Origin of the sequence: Rhodococcus opacus B4 (assembly GCF_000010805.1) — a bacterium.
GTDB classification, from domain to species: domain Bacteria; phylum Actinomycetota; class Actinomycetes; order Mycobacteriales; family Mycobacteriaceae; genus Rhodococcus_F; species Rhodococcus_F opacus_C.
Genome location: NC_012522.1, coordinates 142,929 through 161,409, shown reverse-complemented (window position 1 = coordinate 161,409; position 18,481 = coordinate 142,929). Strand labels below are relative to the sequence as shown.

Here is an 18,481-nt window from a genome sequence, read left to right as displayed (position 1 = left end):
CAACCGCGCACTCACGAACCCCAGTGCACGGGGTCGAGGTGGTGCGTCCGGGTGAGGTGCTGACGCTTCGCGACGTGCGCACCGGCGACCGTCACGAGGTCACCGATCCGGCCGCCAGTAGGGCGCTGGGTGGCCAGGTGACTCGTGTTGTGCCCGAGTGGTCCCCACCGATTCCATGAAGTAGACCTGCGAACCCGAGGGTCGCGACCGGGGCAGTGTGGTCGGCTGATCGAGTTGCTCGTCCCGGCGCCCAACGATCCGCGGGGAGCTCATCGCGTTCCTCCGCGGCCCGGTTTGCTACGACTGGCCGGGGTGCCGGGTTCGCCGTGGATCTGCCCGGTTCTCGGGTGGGGCCGAAAGCTCGGTCGTTGCTGGCCTATTGCGGCTATGCGTATTGCGGAATTGTTATCGGACCGGTATAAAGATCCACATCGTGTGCTGTGCGTCACGATTCTCCGAATAAATCGAACTGGAGTTACACATGGATCTCGCATTCTTCGCCGACTTCTTCTCGAACGTCTCCACCCTTCTCGGCGTTCTCGACTTCTTCTCGGGTTCTGCCGAGGCGCTCAGCGGCGCGTAGCGGCTGGCCGGGAGTCTGAACTGCTCTTTCGTGACAGGAAGGGTCCGTATTTCACTGTGCGGACCCCTTCTGATGTGCTGGAACTCCCCGTCGTGTCTCTGCCGCGTCGGTTCCTCGCGGGATATCTCAAGGACGTAATTCTCCGCGGATGGGAAACCCACTTCAAGATCATTTGCTGGTTCGCGCGCCGACCTATCTCGATTCGGTAACTCGACATTCGAGGGCCGCATTATGCGTGTCGCCGGGTAATGGAAAACAAAGGAGTTACTCCGACGGTGGGCGGCGCGCGGGCCGGTAAGGCGGTGGCGGCGCACGCTCGATCGTCGCACTCTCCGGTCCTACTGCGGCTGTGGGCTCCTGAAAGTCCTTCCCACAAGCGTTGTTCGGAGTCCGGCGCCGAGCGGGTGTGCGCGGGGGCAGGTCGCCTACTCGAACCGTGGACCGGCGCGGGCGACCTCATCTTCATCGGTTCGGTGTACCGGCCGAGTCGGTGCGCTGAGACCACTTTCTTCCGCCAGCTGTGGTCGGCGGCTCGGGCTGCGTACCAACCTCGGATCGGGGGGTCGGGGAGGACGAGGATGTGTCCCCACGGTAATTGCGCAGCAGGTGCTGGCAATTGGTCAGGGTATTCGGCGGCGAGGGTGCGCATTTGGACCGGGTTCCGCTAGAGCAACTCGCGCATGCGGCGTTGCTCGGGGGCCCGATGTGAAGAATAACCGGCAGAAATAGGCATCCCAATGGGCCGAACTGCCCGTGTGCAACCCCGCAGTTCAACCCACAATTGTGACCGAACCGAATCACGGCAGCATCGCCAGCAGGCCCCCGGAGGGAGGTCGCCGGACACAGCGTCCGATCCACAACTTCACTCGCAGACACGCGAGCAGCACACCCCGCGCAGACAGGCAACATGCGCCCCCTTATGAGGGATCGGTGCTGCACTCCAAGACCGCACCCACGCCCAGGTGCGAGTCGGGGGATGGCCCGCCCGTACGCCGGCTCTGTCGTACGGGCGGGTTCTCCGGCGTCATTCGGGTGGCCAGGAATGAAGACTGCCAACCACGGGGCAGGTACTGGCGTGTCGGAGCGATCCGCCGGAACTCCATCGCATGTGCCGAACTGCATCGCCCCACGAACGCTCGGTGTCCGTCCCTCTCCCTCTCGGGCTGCAGGAGCGACGACCATACGGCGGATCGCTTCCTCCCTCCCGCAACGACCAGCGAGCGTGTCGACCTGCTGCGTGCAGTGCCCCTCTCGTCGAAGACCTGGTCCGCTATCGTCACCAGGCAGGACCGACGCTTGCGAGGCGGAAGGCGAATCAGCACGGGTGAACGCGAGCAGCTGCTTCCCGGGCCTCCGACATCACTGACGAACCGCATCAGGAACTCGCGCGATGGGGGCGGCATGTCTGTGCGGAATGTGGCGTCAACTGCGCCGGGCATGAAACGCCGCGGTCAGCATCGCCCGATGGTGGGCCGGAACATGGTCTTCCTCGCATAACGGAAGGTGCCGACAACACACTCATCATCATTCGGCCATCTTCGAAAGATACTGTCGAGCAACTGATGTGCCACCCGAGCGTTCACGCCGTATCGGCGACGCCAAGCACGCTCGCAGCGCGCAAACTGACCTGCACCGAGAGGGCATCGCCGCAGCGGCACGCGAGCTGGGGGAGCAGTAGGCCGGTCTCACCACTGAACGCACCCCTCCGACGCATAGGGGAGAGATCCACGCAGTCCTCGACAATCACGCCCGCTTCGCGGATCCAGGAGGATCGGCGGGTGAACGAGATCCTGGACTTCCTGCACGCTCGTATAGACGAGGACGAAGCGGTCGCGAAGGCAATCCACGTCGACCGGAATTGAGCTTACGACGGGACCAGCGGCGTCGGCGGGTTCGTCTACGAGTGTGGGTACGGCGCATGGACAGGGTGGGCCAGTGAAGGGAGCGCACATCGCACGTCAGGATCCTGCGTGAGGTGGAGGCGAAACGCGCCACCATCGATATTCTTGCGCATCGGCCGAAGGGGTCACGCGCCAGGATCCCGTTCGGCTCCACCCCTTACCGACTTGCGGCACATGGCTTTTCTGCGTACGCCGGCCACCGGGAATATCGGCAGGAGTGGGCTGTGTCATCCCAATCCGTTATCGACCTGGGTGCGGCCGGAGCGGCGTCCGTCGCTCAGACCGAGCCGATCGGCCCGAACGGTCCCACCGGTGGTCCGTGCCCGATCGTGACCACGTACTCGCAGGGTAATGAGACGGTGACCTACGGCAAACCCGGTGACCGCAACGGTGCCCTGGTGTGCGGTGCGGACGGTGAATGGACGATCGGTAGGTCGAAGGGCAACCCCGGGCAGATCCAGACTCAGCCCGGTCTGTCGGTCGGATGGGAGATGACTCCCTGATCCCAGTAGGGCATTCGCCGTCGGAGGGGTCGTGTCGTCGCTGCTGGTGTAAGGCATTGCGGGCGGTCGGCAGTCAGCTCCGACCCGTGGCCGACCGTCACCCTTGCGCAAATCCGCCGCGTTAAATCCCCAGCAGATGAAGCAATTTCGGGAAAATACTTTGGAGATTTGCCTCTGCCAAGGGCGAGCCACGCTCGTCGCGCATGAAGACCGGTGCGATGTGAGTTTGGTCTCCCAGGGGTCGTGTTGGTCTGCCGCATGGACAATGTTTTAGGCATTGAAATGTCAGTTCGGGTGAGCTTCCTCATTACCGAGACGGGTCTGCCGTTACTGTGTGCGGTCGACGATTGCCGATGTAGAAGGAGAGCACTATGGCGGTATCACCGAGGAATTCCGCAGGGTCGGCGAAGAGGACGACCAAAGAGATCCGTGAGTGGGCGATTGGAGAGGGTCGTGAAGTGTCGCCTCGCGGTCGGATTTCGGCCGAGGTCGAGCGAGCTTTCCATGACGCTCAGACAAAATCGGCGCCAGCGAAGAAGACGGCCGTGAAGAAGACGGCTGTGGAGAAGGCAGTCGCCAGGAAGGCGCCCGCGGCGAAGAAGGTGGCTGTCAAGAAGGCGGCTGCGAAGAAGGCAACAGCGCCGAACACGACGGCCTCGGAGAAGACAGTCGCGACGAAGGCGCCGGCGAAGAGCGCGGCAACGGTCGGCAAGGCCCCGGCGAAGACGACGACCAAACAGATCCGTGAGTGGGCGATTGGAGAGGGCCGTGAAGTGTCGCCTCGCGGTCGGATTCCGGCCGAGGTCGAGCGAGCTTTCCATGACGCTCAGACAAAATCGGCGCCCGCGAGGAAGGTAGCCGCGAAATCGTCGGCCGCGAAGAAGACGGCCGTGAAGAAGACGGCTGCGGAGAAGGCAGTCGCCAAGAAGGCGCCGCCGGCGAAGAAGGTGGCTGTCAAGAAGGCGGCTGCGACGAAGGCAACAGCGCCGAACACGACGGCCTCGGAGAAGACAGTCGCGACGAAGGCGCCGGCGAAGAGCGCGGCAACGGTCGGCAAGGCCCCGGCGAAGACGACGACCAAACAGATCCGTGAGTGGGCGATCGGAGAGGGCCGTGAAGTGTCGCCTCGCGGTCGGATTCCGGCCGAGGTCGAGCGAGCTTTCCATGAAGCTCAGACAAAGGAGATTCAGGCAGAAGCGATGCCGGCGAAGAAGACGCCTGTGAAGAAGGTAGTTGCTGAGAACGCTCCGGCGGAGACGTCGGTTGCGAAGAAGACGGTCGCGAAGAAGGCATCGGCGGCGAAGAAGGTGGCTGCGAAGAAGGCTACGGCGAAGACAGCAGCGCCGAAGACGACGGCCGCGGAGATTACGGCCGTGAAGAAGAAGGTCGCGAGGAATGCTCCGGCGAAGACCTCGGGCGCGAAGACGGCGGCTGTGGAGTCGGCTGTGGAGTCGGCTGCAGATGCGGAGACGACGGCTGCGAAGACGACGGCCGTGAAGAAGAACGTCGCGCGGAAGGCTCCGGCGACGGGAGCAGCGGCGGGCACCGCTCCGGCGGACGCGACGACCGAGGAGACTCGCGAGTGGGCAATCGGGGAGGGTCGTAAAGTGTCCTTCCGCGGGCGGATTTCGGCCGCGATTGTGCGAGCATTCCATGACGCTGCAGCAAAGTTGCCGCTCCCGCTCGGCTGAAACGGGCGAGGGTCCGCTGATGAGCGTGACCGACCGACTCCTGTTGCCGCGGTATGCCGTCTCGGGCGATCCCATGTTCGGCGCCGTGGAGGTCACCATCGAGGAGCTTGCTGAGTTGCTCGAACGTCAAGTCCCTCCCCGTGACCAGGATGCTGAGCCGCAGCGACGGTGCCTCTCGTGTGTAGTGTCGGCGTTGCCCTCGATCAGGACGTCACCGCGCGAGGCGGGCCGCCCCGGCGGATGCCGGTGGTGGTGTCGAGCCGGAACCACTCGCGCTGGGACGTCGCCCGCCCGGGTGTCATGGGTGCGGATCAGGTCGCCGCGCTGAGAGTCGCCGTCCTGGCTTATCTGTGACGGCGCGACGTGGCCGTGGCCCGAAGTGTGGGCGTGAGAGGTGTTGTGGCGCAGCCAAGCGCAGCCCCCGCCAACGATGGAGATCAGCTGGCAGGGGCGCTACACGGACAACCTGCACGTGATGACGAGCGGCGCATTTCTGATCTTCGTGAGCGGCGGCATCGAAGTCCAGGGAGTGTGATCCACACCATCACACTATTTTCGGCCAGCTCGGGCCGGATTGCCGCGAGGGGCGATGGTGTACGGCGCCGCGTACGAGCGGGTACTGGAGGTAACCGGCGCGGGGCCGGCCCGGCGTCGTCTTCGACCGGTTCGGGCGGGGTGTGGTCCGACGGAGGCGTGTCAGAGTGCGGCGGCTGTCAGGGCGGCGATGCCGGCGACCGCGACAAGTATCACCAGGACGAGCGGTGACGAGCCGAGGACAGCGGCCCACACCAGAATGACCAGCAGCGCCAGACCGAGGGGTATGGCGATGCCCGCTTCCCGGCCCTCGACCAGGGCGAGTCCTCCGGTGTGGCGCCGTCGCTCGTGGTCGGTGGTTCGCACGGGGCGGCAGGGGCAGTCAAGATCCTCCTTAAGAGGGTCAAGATCCTCCTTAAGAGGGTATGGTGCCGGGGCGGACCATCAGGAGGTCGTTTCCGATGGAGTTTGCGATTGGCGACCGAGCACTCGGGGTAGTCGCGGTATACGCCTCGCGCGCACCGATGCGCCCGTAGTTCCCATGCTCCCGGCACCGACGCAGTGCGTGGCGCCGACACACAGCAAGTGGGGTTGATCATGAAAATAATGAAGGCCAGATCCAAAGTTGAGGTTGCCGCAGCGGTCGGCGCCGGGTACCTACTGGGGCGTACGCACCAGTTGAGAATGGCCGTGAAGATTGCTGGTGCGGGCGGGCGGTGCCCCATGGGGCCTGAGGATCTGCTCGCACAGGGATCCGAGTTCCTGGCCGCGTCTCCGGAGATCGCGGATCTCGGCGATTCGGTTCGGGATGAGCTACTCGACACGGCGGCGGCGACGGCCGAGGCCAGCAGCGAGCACGTCGGTTCGTTCCGCGACCGCGTCCGGTCGGGCGGCGCGCACTTCGTGGCCGGCGGTGGGAATTTGGTCGCCGGGGTGAAGAGGATTGGCCGTCGCGGGCACGCCCACCCGCGGGACCCCGAGGATTCCACCGTCGACGGGGCGCTGGACCACGGAAAAGGCGAGGACGGACCATCCTCTCCGGCGGTCCAAGAAGAACGACAGCCGAAGCCTCGCAGACGGCGCAAACCACGGATCACGACCCCCAGCGACTCGGCGGGGGCGTCCCGGGACGAATCCGCACCGGAAGCACGACCGGACACAGCCGCACGGCGGAAGGGAACGGCTAAGGCTCACTAGTCTCCTCACCCGCTGGCTGCCCGGTACGCATCTATCAGCGCCGGGTTGTCAGTGCCCGCAATGCCGCAATCGATGCTCGTCAGTTCGCTCTGACCGGCGCCGAACCGCATCTTCGTCTCATGCAGCAACTCCTCGCGGACAACGAACACTTCCTCACCGTCGTGATGTGCGTGGTCGTGGTGGCGCTCGTCGCCGCCGCGGTGTGGACGATCTTTCGCTGACCGGACATGCCCTCCGGTCGCCGAGCGGATGGGGCGCCGGATATCGACACCTACTGACGCGTGTGAGGGCAGGCGGGCCGGGCCGGAGCGTGACCGAACCCGGCGGGTATCGGCAGCTTGCACACCGAATCCGTACGAGTTGGTGCTGAGCGATGCGATACCGGAGCGGGCTCGACGCACACTAGTCGAACAGAAGGTAGTCGGGCGCCCGGCCGGTCGATCACCGTCCTGCGCGAGTCGATGCGCAGACCACCCGAGGATCTGACCGGGATGCACCGCGAAGTGCATCGGCATGCTCGTCCGGACTGTGATCGCCAGACGGGAAACCTATGGCGTACAAAGGGTCGGCGAGCGCGCTTGGAGATGAAGCACTTCGGACGTCACGTCATGACCCAGTCCGTTCTCCATCCCGACGAGATAGAGGGTGGCGCGGAGAGATCCGGGATGGCAAGGTTGTCGAACCCGACGAGTCCGAGGACTACCAGGAACCGGCCGAGGACGAAGCGCAACCCGATGCGGGTGACGAGGACGAGTACGAGGAGTCGGAGGAAGAGCAAACATCGCCGCCGCCGGCACGCCGTGGCCGCCCGCGCAAAACCTCCGGCCAAGTCTGGCCGCTCGAAGCAAGGAGCGCGGGCGGTGACGTCTATACAACCCGCAGGCAGTGGCGGCGGCGGAGTCAGCGGCGGTCCCAGATCGGGCAGCCTCGCCGACGTCATCGACAAGGTGGCGGTGGCCGGCATCTGCCACTTCCGACGATCACTTCGCGACCTGGACACCGTGGCCAGCGCCGACGCGGGACTGTCCCGTTCGCCGTCCCAACACCGACTTGCTCGCAGGGCATCGTAGCGTCGGCTGAAGGAACGCCAGGGAGTTGAGTGAGCAACGGTGCCCATGCTGTGAGACACACGAGAGATGTGCAGGTCCCAGCTACTCGAAAAGTTGAGATCTCGAGATCGATTCGACCGCCAGGACATCAGGATCATGCCGTTTGCGTGTTCTCTGCCGTACTGCTTCTAGCATTGGTCGTATGGAGGGCACAGGGCCGTCCTCGATACCGCTCGGAGATCTGCTGAACTCGCGGCGCCGGCGAACCTACGTCGGCCGCGAGGGGGAGCGTGAATTGGTCCGGGCCAGGCTGGAGTCGGCCGATCCGCAGTGGTCCGTGCTGTACCTGCACGGTCCCGGAGGGATCGGGAAGACCGCACTGCTCGACGTGCTGGCCGAGATCGCCGAGGACGTGGGCGCCACGGTCGTTCGGCTCGACGGCCGCGACCTCTCGCCGTCGCCCTCCGCCATCCTCGCGGCGTTGAGCGACGCCGTCGAGGTGCCCGTCACCGGCGTGATCACGTCCACGGAGGAACGGCTCTGCGTCCTTGTCGACAGCTATGAGGTGCTGGGGCCGATCGACGAGTGGATGCGTACTCGGTTGCTGCCGCGGCTACCGGCGACGGCGCTCACTGTGATCGCGGCCCGGACACCGCCCAGCCCACAATGGCGGGCCGATGCGGCGTGGAGTGCACTGTTGCGGGTCGTGTCCCTGCGAAACCTCACCCCGGGGGAGTGCCGGGAGTTTCTTCGCGCGGTGGCGGTGTCGACGCAGTTGCACGATCGGATCTGCCAGGTCACGCACGGGCATCCGCTGGCGCTGTCATTGCTGGCCGACGTGGCATCCCGGGGTGGCGAGGTCGCCGCCGATCCGTTGACCCCCGACCTCATCGGGGTGCTCATGCAACGGTTCATCGAGGTGGTGCCGAGTCCCGTGCACCGCCGGGCGCTCGAGGTGTGCGCCCTCGCCCGGGTGACCACCGAGTCCCTGCTGCGGGACGTCCTCGAACTCGACGATGCGCATGAGGTGTTCGCGTGGCTGCGGCAGTTGTCGTTCGTCGAGGCAGGCCCGGAGGGACTGTTCCCGCACGATCTGGCTCGCGACGTCGTCGACGTGGATCTGCGGTGGCGCGACCTCGACTTCTACACGGAGGTGTTCCACCGCGTGTGGCGGCACCTCCGTCGCCGGTTGACCTCGTGTAGCGGGCGCGAACAGCAGCGCGTGATCTTCGACCTGAAATTCGTGTTCCGGAATCTTCCCGGGGTCCTGTCCCCTGTGGACTGGGAGTCGTGGGGCCACCACTACCCGGAGCCCGCATGCGAGGAGGATCGCGAGACGATCGTCGAGTTGGTCCGCTCCCACGAGGGTGCGGAGTCGGCGGAGATAGCCGCCGCGTGGTTCCGGCGCCAACCGGAGGGGTTCTACATCGTGCGCCGTCCCGACGGCACGGCCCGTGGGTTCTTCGGTCTGCTCGATCTGAGCCGCGCGTCCGCCGACGACATCGCCGCCGATCCCGGTGCCGCGGCTGCCTGGGACTTCGCCCGCACCCAGTCGCCGCCCAGAGAAGGGGAGGCGATCACCCAGACCCGGTTCGTCATCGACGCCACCGCCTATCAGGACCCGTCGCCCACGTTGAACGCGATCCCGATCATGACCATGCAGCGGTACCTGTGCACCCCGAGGCTGTCCTGGGACTTCCTCACCCTGGCCGAGCCGGACCGGTGGAACGAGTATTTCGCGGTTGCCGACCTTCCGCGGGCCGGGGGCGCCGATTTCGAGGTCGGTGCGCGGAGGTATGGGCTGTTCTCACACGACTTCCGTCGCGTCCCGGTGGATGCCTGGTTCGAGCAGGTCGCCGTTCGCGCATTGTCCGACAATCCCGTTGCACCCAAGCGGCCGGCGCCGCAACTGCTGGTGCTGTCCCAACCCGAGTTCGAGCAGGCGGTCCGGCAGGCGCTGCACGACTGGCGCCGCCCCGACCTGCTCCGGCGGAATCCGTTGATGCGCACTCGGGTCGTGTGCGATCGCGGCGGCGCCGAGCCGGATGTCGCTGAACTGGACACCGTGCTCCGCGACGCGGTGGACGCCCTGGCCGACGATCCCCGCGACGACAAAATGGTACGTGCGGTCGACCGGACGTATCTGCGCCCGGCCGCGACCCAGGAGGCCGCCGCCCAGATCCTCGGGTTGCCGTTCAGCACGTATCGGCGCCACCTCACACAGGGGGTTGCGCAGGTCGTCTCGTGGTTGTGGGATCGCGAAATCTACGGACGTCACGAGTGAACACCACCGAGCAGTAATCGGACTGGTGATCGAGCACCGAATTCTCGCACCCTTCTCGTAGTTGTCATCCATCACATCGAGGAGGCTCTCATGACAACTCGAATCGGTCACCGAGCAGTGGTGCTCGGCGCCAGCATCGCCGGCTTACTCGCGGCCCGGGTGCTGTCCGAGGCGTATGCGCAGGTGATCGTGGTGGATCACGATCACCTCCCGGGTACCGCGGCCCCACGCCGCTGTGTGCCCCAAGCCCGGCACACCCACGTGCTGATCGAACGCGGTCAGCAGGTCCTCGAGGAGCTGTTCCCGGGCTTCACCGACGACCTGGCTGCGCGTGGGGTGCCGACATTGGACAACCTGCGCGACGTGCGATGGTGCCTGAGCGGGCACCGGTTTCCGCAGCCGGAGAGCGGGATGACCGTCGTCAGCGCCAGCCGATCGTACCTGGAGGGCTGCGTGCGTGCCCGGGTGAGCGAACTCCCCGGTGTCACACTCGTGGATTGCTGCGACGCCGCCGGCCTGACCATGACGCCCGACCGTCGCCGCGTCACCGGGGTCCGTGTGCTTCGACGGGCCGACGGCAGCGCCGAGGAGGTCCTCGACGCCGACCTGGTCGTCGACGCGACCGGGCGGGGTTCACGAGCCCCAACATGGTTGGCGGAGCTGGGTTTTGAATCGCCAGAGGAGGAGAAGCTGCAGGTGGGTCTCGGCTACACGACCCAGATCTACCGAGCCCCGGCCCCGGGTTTGGGCAATGACCTCGGGGTCGTGATCGGTCCGACGCCCGATGCTCCGCGGGGCGGCGCCTTGCAGCTGCTTGAGGGGAACCGCTTTCTGGTGACGCTGATGGGAATGCTCGGCGACTATCCGCCCACCGATCCGGACGGCTTTCTCGACTTCGCCCGTACCCTACCGATCCCGGATCTCTGCGACGTGATCCGGGACGCCGAGCCGCTCGAGCGGGCCCGGTCGTTCCGGTTTCCGGCGAGCGTCCGCCGGCGGTATGAACGCCTGTCACGATTCCCCGCCGGATTCCTCGTGACCGGAGACGCCCTGTGCAGCTTCAACCCGATTTACGCGCAGGGCATGACTGTCGCGGCTCTCGAGGCGATTACGCTGCGACGTCACCTGCAACGAGCCACCGAACCCCACCCACGTACGTTCTTTCGCGACGTCGCGAAAATGATCGACGTGCCGTGGGACATGTCGGTCGGCGCGGACCTGGCCTTCCCCGACGTGATCGGAGCCCGCAGCCCGAAGATGCGGATCGCCAACGCCTATATTCCGCGTCTGCATGCGGCTGCCGCCCATGATCCCGTGCTCGCCACGACCTTCATCCGCGTCGCCGCCCTGGTCGATCGCCCGGAGCGGCTGATGAGCCCCGGCACCGTGCTGCGCGTCCTGCGCCAGATCCTGCCCCGCCCCCGCTAGCTGGGACGCGCCATCTCGACCGGCGCCACCCCGGATCGTCGAGCGGTCACAACCATTCACGAAACCGGATCCGCATGTGCGGTGCGGGTCAGGCGGCCGGGATGAGGGTGACGTGGCGGAGGGTTTCGAGTTGCCGATGTGATTGCGTATCTTCATGTCCGGGTTTGACGTTGCGGCTGGAGTGCTCGGTCCCGAGGCCGTGGAAAGTGGCGCCCGCGCCGTCGAGGGGGTGCCAGATGATGGCCAGGATGGACCGACCGTCGGCAACGATTTCCTCTGCGTTGCTTTTCCGTTTCCCGCCACCGTGTCTGGCGTGCCGGCCGTCGACCACGCGAAAAGGGATGGGGGTTTACGCGTTGGCTTGTGCGAGTACCGACGCGATGCGCGGTGCAGAGTAGACGTCTCGGATGGGCACCGACCCGCCGAGGACGCCGAAGATCCGCTCGACTACCTCCGGTTGGGTGGCGGCCGCTCTGTAGAACGCAGTGAGTCCGTTCGAGAGCGGCGCGAGGCGGGCCGTGTTGAGCGCCAATTCGAAGCCGTTGGCGGTGAGCTGGTCGCGCTGACGCTGGTAGTCGCCGAGTGCGTCGTCGACGGAACGGCCGGCGCGCGCGCTCTGGATGGCCTTCGCGAGCAGGTCGGCGCTGAGGAACGCATCGGCGATGCCCATCCCCGTGGAGGGGTCCTTGTGGTGGCCGGCATCGCCGAGCAGCGCCCAGCCCGGTCCGACCGATGTTCGGTACTGGTTGGGTAGGTCGGCGGTACCGACGAAACGTTGTTCGCGGTGGCCGGAGGCGACCGTGTCACGCAGTCCGGGCACCAGATCGAGGGCGGCCTGAAAGCTTCGGTCGAGGTCTGTGCGGACACGCGCAAATTCCCGGCGGGGCCAACCGACGTAGATGCAGGTGAGTCCGTCGTTGGTGGGCCAGACCAGGATCAGCTGGCCGGTTCGGGCGTGGAACGACGCGCGCACATTGCCGAGGCCACTCCAATAGGAGTAGTACACGCACGTCAGCGGCGGATGGTGGTTGTAGACACGAGCAGCGACTCGCCGCGCGACGGTTGAGTGCAGACCGTCGGCCCCGACGACCAGCGGTGCCCGCAACGACAACGAGCCGCCGACACCTCGGCAACGGCCGCGCACGCCCGATACCCGACCGTCCGCCCACACCACGTCGTCGACGACGACGCCGTCGATCAGTTCGGCGCCCGCCTCGACGGCCGCCTCGACCAGCACCGCGTCGAGAACCGTCCGCCTCGGGCAGTACACGGCCGTCTGCCCTTCGACGCCCGGCCCGATACCCGACATCTGCACCGGGCCGACGTCGAAGGTGATCTGCTCGATCGGTGCGCAGCCGCGGGCGTGCAACCGATCGAGCAACCCCCAATCCCGCAGTCGGAACGCGGCACGTTGCCACAGGAAATGGGTGGACATGGTGTCGCTGGGAAACGACGCTCGATCGACCACCGCGACACGGTGCCCGCCCCGTGCCAGAAGCATCGCCAATGATGCGCCTGCGCATCGGGCGCCCACCACGATCACGTCGAACATCAGGCCTTCTCCTTCGGGCCGGCACGAAGGCCGACCGGAATTGACGATAGCACGATCGTTCGTGCTGTACTAGGGTGAGTTCATGGCACAGAAGCGGAACACGACCCCAGGCGCCAAGACGCGGGAGACCGTGCTGCACGCGGCTGCCGACGTCGCATCGATCGATGGTCTGGACGGACTCACCATCGGGCATCTCGCGAGCCTGACCGGGATGAGCAAGAGTGGGCTGTTCGCCCACTTCGGGTCGAAGCAAGACCTCCAGTTGGCCACCATCGAGGTCGCGCGCCAGCGTTACGTGCGCGAGGTGGTCACACCGGCGCTCGAGTCGGGTCCGGGCATGCAACGCCTCACCGCCCTCTGTGAGTCGTTCCTGTCGTATGTCGAACGGGGAGTCTTTCCTGGGGGATGCTTCTTCGCCGCCGCGATGGCCGAGTTCGACGGCAAGACGCCCGGCCCGGTCCGTGACGCCGTCACCGAGTGCCAGCGCCAGTGGATGGAGACCCTCGCGCAGTCGGCACATGAGGCGCAGCAATCCGGTGAGCTGTGCATCGACACCGATCCGGACCAGCTCGCGTTCGAGCTGGAAGGCACGCTGCTGGCGGCCAACTCATATTTCCATCTCTTCGCCGACACGCGTTATCTCGACCGCGCTCGCCTCGCGGTACGTACGCGCCTGTCGAGTGGAGCATCGACACCAGAACGGACGGCAACCCGCGCATGAGCACCCCCACAACCGGCAACGTCGCCTCCGGCGTCAGCGCTACCCGGCGCGGCCTCGGTATCTGCGTGACCCCACTCGAAACGCGCCGTGACGTGATACTGCATGTCGCCCGCCGCGCCGAAGATCTCGGCTATGACGGGTTTTTCCTCGCCGAGGGGTGGAGTCAGGATGCCGCCGTCCTGCTCACCGAAATCGCCACCAAGACCGAACGAATCACCATCGGTACCGGTGTGCTCAGCGTCTGGGGCCGCACCGCCGGCACCCTCGCGATGCTCGCCACCAGCCTCGACCAGGTCTCACACGGCCGTTTCGTCCTCGGCTTGGGTGCAAGCAGCCCACAGCTCGTCGAAGGACTGCACGACCAATCGTTCACCGCGCCGGTGGCCAAGCTGCGCGCGGTCACCGCACAGGTCCGTCGACTGCTCGACGGCGAGCGAGTCAGCCCGACAACGACCCACGACCACCGGTCCCTGCGGCTGGGTGTCGCCGCGCGCACCGGCCTGCCGATCTACCTCGCCGGACTCGGAAACAAATCCATCCAACTCGCCGGTGAACTGGCGGACGGCTGGATGCCCTTCCTGGTCCCGCGGTCGTGGCTGCCCCACGGAATCGACCTGCTCCAGCAGGCGGGCGCCCGATCCGGCCACACCACACGCCCCTTGGTGTGTCCGGCCGTCCCCACCGCCGTCGCGGCCGATCAGGCAAAGGCCCACGAGATCGCGTCCTGGTGGATCGCGTTCTACCTCACCAGCATGGGCTCGCTCTACCGCCGCTCGCTGAGCGAACGGGGATACCACCACCAGGTCGAGGCCGTGCTCGCCAGCAACCCGACCCACGACACCACCGACGTGCCAGCCGCAGCCCATGCTCTGCTCGACGAGCTCACCGTCTGGGGCACACCCGACACCGCTCACGACCACCTCCAGCGCTGGTACACCGCAGGCGCCGAGACACCGATCCTCACCCTCACCCTCCCACCCCACCGCACCACCGCCGAACTCGACTACATGCTCGAAACCATGCGCCCACACCCCTGACGTTCCGCGGGAGCGGACGGTGCGGCCGCGGCGGCGACAACGACCGTCAGCTTCCGATGTGATCGCGTGGTGAAGTACCCGCCCGCCCTGTCGAGGCATAGATATGAGTCGCTCCATCAGACCGCACACGCGGCCTGAAACTGCACACCCCATGTGTCAACCAGGGGGCAGTCCCGGCCTCCTACGCCGCGGTGGGACTTGAGACCCCCAGCATTCGCCGGGAACCATTTGGAGCGGGCGACCCTGCCCCTACATGGCATCAGGTGTGTCTACTCCAAGGGTCAGCCTCGCATTGCTTGCCGAGGAAGGACACTCTGAAGAGTCGTAGACCCACGCCGCCTACGACCAGGCGACCGCGTGATCGCACCGTCAGCACACCATCGCTGCTTGACATCCGAGATCCAGGGATGTCTGACTTCAGCGGTGCCGTCGCACCGGTCCGACCCACAATCCGGTGGCGGGTGGATGGGGCGGCGGGGCGTCGGCCACCACGACGCGAATCAATGGTGGGGCCGCGGCCCACGGTGCTCGCCCGCGCCGTCGTCCCCGAGGTTCGGGCACTATCGCCTCGGCGTCCACCCGGTCTGCTTCTGTCCGGTCTGCTTCTGCCTGGTTGTGGGCGGCGCGGTGGTCGGGGTCGCGGAGCAGGGCGTAGGCGGTCATGACCTGCTGGAGGTACTCGTCCGCCGCCGGGTCGGCGGGGTGACGGGTGCGGGTGTCGGGGTGGTGCCGGCGCAGCAGCCGCCGGTAGGCGCTGGCGATGTCGGCCTGGGACGCCGACGGGGACAGGCCCAGCACCCGATAGGGATCGCGTTCGGTGGCCATCACCTCGCCTCACTCGTGGTGCATGAGAATAGGTGGTTCCGGGCTCGGGATGCCGGAACCACCAGGGCGGGGCGGGCCCGCCCGCACGAAGGGACCCGCCCCCGCTTGTCGGCTTCAATGCTGGGTGGGCACTGCCCGCCCGGACGGCCGACGAGATACTGTATGTGCCAGTCAATGGCGGTGCGCCCCGGTCGAATCCGCTCGCGAATGCGTGTTCGTCGAATTCTCGGTCGGCGCCGTTACTGTCATCTCGGTGGATCGGCGGTGCCGGACGGTGTGCCCGGGTTTCGCCGCGCCGCGTCTTGAGAACATTGACAGGAAGGAGACGGCGGCGGGCGAAACCCCGTCCATTGGGTCGTCTCTGGTTCCTCACTCCTTTCGACACATCAGACCTTGCCCGGCTTCTCCGGCCTCGGAGGTGAGCGCTGCGTGGCGCGGATCTCGGGCAGCGGCGGGGGAAGCGCCGTCCACCCCACCGGAGTGGGAGGAGATGGACGCGCCCGGCCGGCCGGTGCGGTGGCCACCCGGTGGAGCAGGACCACGGCCTGCGGCGTGAGCGCGTCGGCGAGGATGCGGTCCGAATCGGCCACGAGCAGTGCGTAGTCGAGCTCGTGCCACGGCCACATCGTCTCGCGTTCGGTGCGCTCCCTGGTGTCGGTGGCGTTCACCTCGGCAACCGGGTTTGTCGATGTCATCGTCTGTTCACCCCCTCCCGGATCGTCGAACCTCGGTCAGGTGCAGCGGGTCGCGGTCGTCCCGCGCTGTCAGGCGTTGACGGCCTTCTGTTCGGAATGACCGTTGCTGCTGATTTCGATCTTGCGGGGCTTGGCCTTCTCCGCGATCGGGATCGTCAACCGCAGTACGCCGGCGTCGTAGTTCGCCTCGATCTTGTCGACGTCGAGGTTCTCGCCGAGGAACAGTTGCCGGCTGAACACCCCGCGCGGGCGTTCGGCGGCGACCATCTCCCGGTTCTCGTTCAGTGCGGCCCGTTCGGCGTGCACTGTCAGGGTGTTCTTCTCGACGTCCAGATCCAGCGAGTCGGCGTTCACTCCGGGGAGATCGAACTCCACGACGAATCGGTCCTCTTCCCGCCAGGCGTCCATCGGCATCACCGCCGGACGGGCCGCGGTACCGAAGATCTGCTGGGTGAGTCGGTCCAGATCGCGGAACGGATCCGTGCGCATCAACATCATGTCCACCTACCTCCAGAATCCTTTCATCCCATCAGGTAAACTTCCTACAGATGCTGTAGGTTCGTTATAGCATTTGTCGTAGACTATGACAAGAGATTGAGCGAGAAAATTCCCGATCGGAGCGAAAACATGTCCGAAGAATCCGGCCGTCGGGATCGCGAATCGCCGTCAGTGCGTGGTGTTTACGGAATCTCGGTGGCCGCCGAGCTGTCCGGGTTCGGGGTCGCGGCGCTGCGCCTGTACGAGGAGTACGGACTGATCACCCCGGGTCGCACCGGCGGTGGCACCCGCCGCTACAGCGACTTCGACCTGGCCCGGCTGCGGCGCATCGCCGAACTCATTGACGCCGGGGTCAACCTCGTCGGGATCGGCCGGGTCCTCGACCTCGAGCACCGTACCGGCGAACTCGAACGCGACAACCGCCGGCTGGAAGCGGACAACGCGCAGCTGCGCGCCGACCAGGACCCCGACGCCGCCTCCGCTGACGATCCCGCCGGTGAGACGGCACCGGAGCCGGGAACCGGCCGAACCGGGCGGCGTCGGTCCCCGACGTCCCAGGGTCGAACCTGCGTGGGGGGCGGCGCTGCCCGGGAACAAGCCGGCGGCGACCACCACTAGAGCGACACCGGGGCGCTTCACCTCGGGCACTACGAGTGTCGACGATGAACTTCGCCGGCGGCCGGCAGTGCGGGGCCCCGGCGTCGGGGGGTTACGTCGGGGCCCGGTGTTCCTCGAATCGGACTCGGATGGGATTTTCTTCGGGGAACGGTGTCGAGAATACGCCGCACCCCTCGGCGGTGAACAGCACCTGCCGACCGGTGGTGGCAGGCCATGTTCGAGGACCTTCGGCCTTGGCCGGGACGGTGTCGTGGTCGTGGTCGTGGTGATCGGATGCTGCCGTCCCCGGCAGGTGAGGGCGGCGCCGCGAAGATTGACCCACCGCACGGCGTGTGTTCGGCAACTATCGGGTACCCAACGGGGTGAGCGGCGTCGAACCCGGGACGACATTCTCGCCCCGGCGTCGGTGCACTCCTCAGCCGCGGCCGCCGGGTCGTCACGTCAGCTAAATGTGAACGTGGGCGAATCCGTTGTGCGGCTGAGGTTGCACCTGACCGGGGTGTGCTGCACCGCAGGATCGATCGGACCGGTGGGCATCGCGTGGTGCGCTGACGACCCGTGACACGAGGAGGCCGAGGTCGATGACCACATCACCGCATATCACCACCGATCACGCCGAGATCCGTCGATGGATCCAGGCCCATCGCGGCGGACCGGCACGCGACGGCACAGGCAGTCTCCGGATCGACTTCCTCGGTGTCGCCACCGGACTCGAGCATCTGTCCTGGAAGCAGTGGTTCACCGCCTTCGAGGACCAGAACCTGGCCCTGTGCTATCCGCAGCCGCATGTTCACGGCGGCACCAGCGCCTGGTGCGAACTGGCGCCGCGCACCCGAACCGCCACCGGCGCAGCCGGTTCGGTCCGATGAGCACACCGACCCGCTCGACCACCCCTCCCTCGTCCGGCCTGCCGACGGCGGGGCCGACCGATTCCCGGGTTCTCCCGTCGGCTGCGCGATCACGGACGGGACAGGGTGAGAAGTGACAACGGTCGAAGTGGCGAGGGTGGTCGTGGGGGAGCGGCGACGGCATCCTCACCGCCTGGGAGCAATCCGCCGCCGACCATGACGAGCTATCCCTCCAACGCGCCACCCGCGACCTCGACCACCGCCAGGGGCCGGTAACCGCGCGGCGGTCCGGGTCCGGGCAGTTGTCGACGCCGCCGCGCACGGGCGTTCGGATCCGGACTGGCCCTGACCAGCGCCGGTCGCGGTGTCGGTGGGGGTCGCCGTGATCCCGGGTTCGCCGACGCCGCGCGAGCAGGTCCTGCGCCCGGGCGGTCGCCCGAGCGACGTGTGGTCCGGCCTGCTCGATCAGCAGCAAGACATTCTCGGTGTCCTCGAACGCTTGCACCCCGGGTGCCCG

18 protein-coding genes are annotated in these 18,481 nt (G+C 66.6%); 11 read left to right on the top strand and 7 right to left on the bottom strand.

The window, feature by feature from the left end; all coding sequences use genetic code 11:
* Positions 1–2,708 precede the first annotated feature (2,708 nt).
* The 3 genes from ROP_RS00830 to ROP_RS43135 all read left to right on the top strand — a co-directional run bounded on the left by ROP_RS00830 (position 2,709) and on the right by ROP_RS43135 (position 5,032).
* Positions 2,709–2,987, top strand: a complete 279-nt coding sequence (locus ROP_RS00830; protein ID WP_012687438.1) for a hypothetical protein — start codon at positions 2,709–2,711, stop codon at positions 2,985–2,987.
* 371 nt (positions 2,988–3,358) lie between these two features.
* Positions 3,359–4,678, top strand: coding sequence for an Lsr2 family DNA-binding protein (locus ROP_RS45175; protein ID WP_080512427.1), 1,320 nt, complete (start codon positions 3,359–3,361; stop codon positions 4,676–4,678).
* A gap of 177 nt (positions 4,679–4,855) precedes the next feature.
* A complete protein-coding gene (locus tag ROP_RS43135; RefSeq protein ID WP_012687434.1) occupies positions 4,856–5,032 on the top strand; it encodes a hypothetical protein in 177 nt (58 codons plus the stop codon).
* A gap of 342 nt (positions 5,033–5,374) precedes the next feature.
* Here the strand turns inward: ROP_RS43135 and ROP_RS00810 are convergent, their stop codons facing one another.
* A complete protein-coding gene (locus ROP_RS00810) occupies positions 5,375–5,578 on the bottom strand; it encodes a hypothetical protein (RefSeq protein ID WP_012687433.1) in 204 nt (67 codons plus the stop codon).
* A 219-nt stretch (positions 5,579–5,797) separates the two neighbouring features.
* On the opposite strand from ROP_RS00810, the gene ROP_RS00805 reads away from it, so the two are divergent.
* A complete protein-coding gene (locus ROP_RS00805; RefSeq protein WP_231868837.1) occupies positions 5,798–6,409 on the top strand; it encodes a hypothetical protein in 612 nt (203 codons plus the stop codon).
* Positions 6,410–7,010: 601 nt separating this feature from the next.
* Here ROP_RS00805 and ROP_RS45170 read toward each other — a convergent pair.
* Positions 7,011–7,187, bottom strand: coding sequence for a hypothetical protein (locus ROP_RS45170; RefSeq protein WP_158306499.1), 177 nt, complete (start codon positions 7,185–7,187; stop codon positions 7,011–7,013).
* Between the two features lie 82 nt (positions 7,188–7,269).
* On the opposite strand from ROP_RS45170, the gene ROP_RS43125 reads away from it, so the two are divergent.
* From ROP_RS43125 to ROP_RS00795, 3 genes are all read left to right on the top strand, one after another.
* Positions 7,270–7,479 (top strand): hypothetical protein, encoded by a 210-nt coding sequence (locus ROP_RS43125; protein WP_012687430.1) that lies wholly within the window; start codon positions 7,270–7,272, stop codon positions 7,477–7,479.
* A gap of 181 nt (positions 7,480–7,660) precedes the next feature.
* A complete protein-coding gene (locus ROP_RS00800) occupies positions 7,661–9,742 on the top strand; it encodes an ATP-binding protein (protein WP_012687429.1) in 2,082 nt (693 codons plus the stop codon).
* Between the two features lie 117 nt (positions 9,743–9,859).
* On the top strand, positions 9,860–11,170 hold the full coding sequence (locus ROP_RS00795) for an FAD-dependent oxidoreductase (protein ID WP_231868836.1): 1,311 nt from the start codon (positions 9,860–9,862) through the stop codon (positions 11,168–11,170).
* Between the two features lie 88 nt (positions 11,171–11,258).
* On the opposite strand, the gene ROP_RS00790 is transcribed toward ROP_RS00795, so the two are convergent.
* Together ROP_RS00790 and ROP_RS00785 are read right to left on the bottom strand one after the other, a co-directional pair.
* Positions 11,259–11,501: a hypothetical protein gene (locus tag ROP_RS00790; RefSeq protein ID WP_012687427.1), complete on the bottom strand. Its 243-nt coding sequence runs from the start codon at positions 11,499–11,501 to the stop codon at positions 11,259–11,261.
* 18 nt (positions 11,502–11,519) lie between these two features.
* A complete protein-coding gene (locus tag ROP_RS00785) occupies positions 11,520–12,722 on the bottom strand; it encodes an NAD(P)/FAD-dependent oxidoreductase (RefSeq protein ID WP_012687426.1) in 1,203 nt (400 codons plus the stop codon).
* Between the two features lie 82 nt (positions 12,723–12,804).
* On the opposite strand from ROP_RS00785, the gene ROP_RS00780 reads away from it, so the two are divergent.
* Both ROP_RS00780 and ROP_RS00775 read left to right on the top strand, forming a co-directional pair.
* Positions 12,805–13,443: a TetR/AcrR family transcriptional regulator gene (locus ROP_RS00780; RefSeq protein WP_012687425.1), complete on the top strand. Its 639-nt coding sequence runs from the start codon at positions 12,805–12,807 to the stop codon at positions 13,441–13,443.
* Positions 13,440–14,480, top strand: coding sequence for an LLM class flavin-dependent oxidoreductase (locus ROP_RS00775; RefSeq protein WP_012687424.1), 1,041 nt, complete (start codon positions 13,440–13,442; stop codon positions 14,478–14,480). The genes ROP_RS00780 and ROP_RS00775 overlap by 4 nt, the downstream gene beginning before the upstream one ends.
* 417 nt (positions 14,481–14,897) lie before the next feature.
* Here ROP_RS00775 and ROP_RS00770 read toward each other — a convergent pair whose 3' ends face one another.
* From ROP_RS00770 to ROP_RS00760, 3 genes are all read right to left on the bottom strand, one after another.
* Positions 14,898–15,305 carry a J domain-containing protein gene (locus ROP_RS00770; protein WP_012687423.1) on the bottom strand — a complete coding sequence of 136 codons (408 nt, stop codon included), beginning with the start codon at positions 15,303–15,305 and terminating at the stop codon, positions 14,898–14,900.
* Between the two features lie 386 nt (positions 15,306–15,691).
* Positions 15,692–16,000 (bottom strand): hypothetical protein, encoded by a 309-nt coding sequence (locus tag ROP_RS00765; protein WP_012687422.1) that lies wholly within the window; start codon positions 15,998–16,000, stop codon positions 15,692–15,694.
* 69 nt (positions 16,001–16,069) lie between these two features.
* On the bottom strand, positions 16,070–16,495 hold the full coding sequence (locus ROP_RS00760) for an Hsp20/alpha crystallin family protein (protein WP_012687421.1): 426 nt from the start codon (positions 16,493–16,495) through the stop codon (positions 16,070–16,072).
* 132 nt (positions 16,496–16,627) lie between these two features.
* Here ROP_RS00760 and ROP_RS00755 point away from each other — a divergent pair, with 132 nt between their 5' ends.
* Together ROP_RS00755 and ROP_RS00750 are read left to right on the top strand one after the other, a co-directional pair.
* Positions 16,628–17,116 carry a MerR family transcriptional regulator gene (locus tag ROP_RS00755; protein ID WP_012687420.1) on the top strand — a complete coding sequence of 163 codons (489 nt, stop codon included), beginning with the start codon at positions 16,628–16,630 and terminating at the stop codon, positions 17,114–17,116.
* A 581-nt stretch (positions 17,117–17,697) separates the two neighbouring features.
* On the top strand, positions 17,698–17,985 hold the full coding sequence (locus tag ROP_RS00750; RefSeq protein ID WP_012687418.1) for a hypothetical protein: 288 nt from the start codon (positions 17,698–17,700) through the stop codon (positions 17,983–17,985).
* The last annotated feature ends 496 nt before the right edge of the window (positions 17,986–18,481 follow it).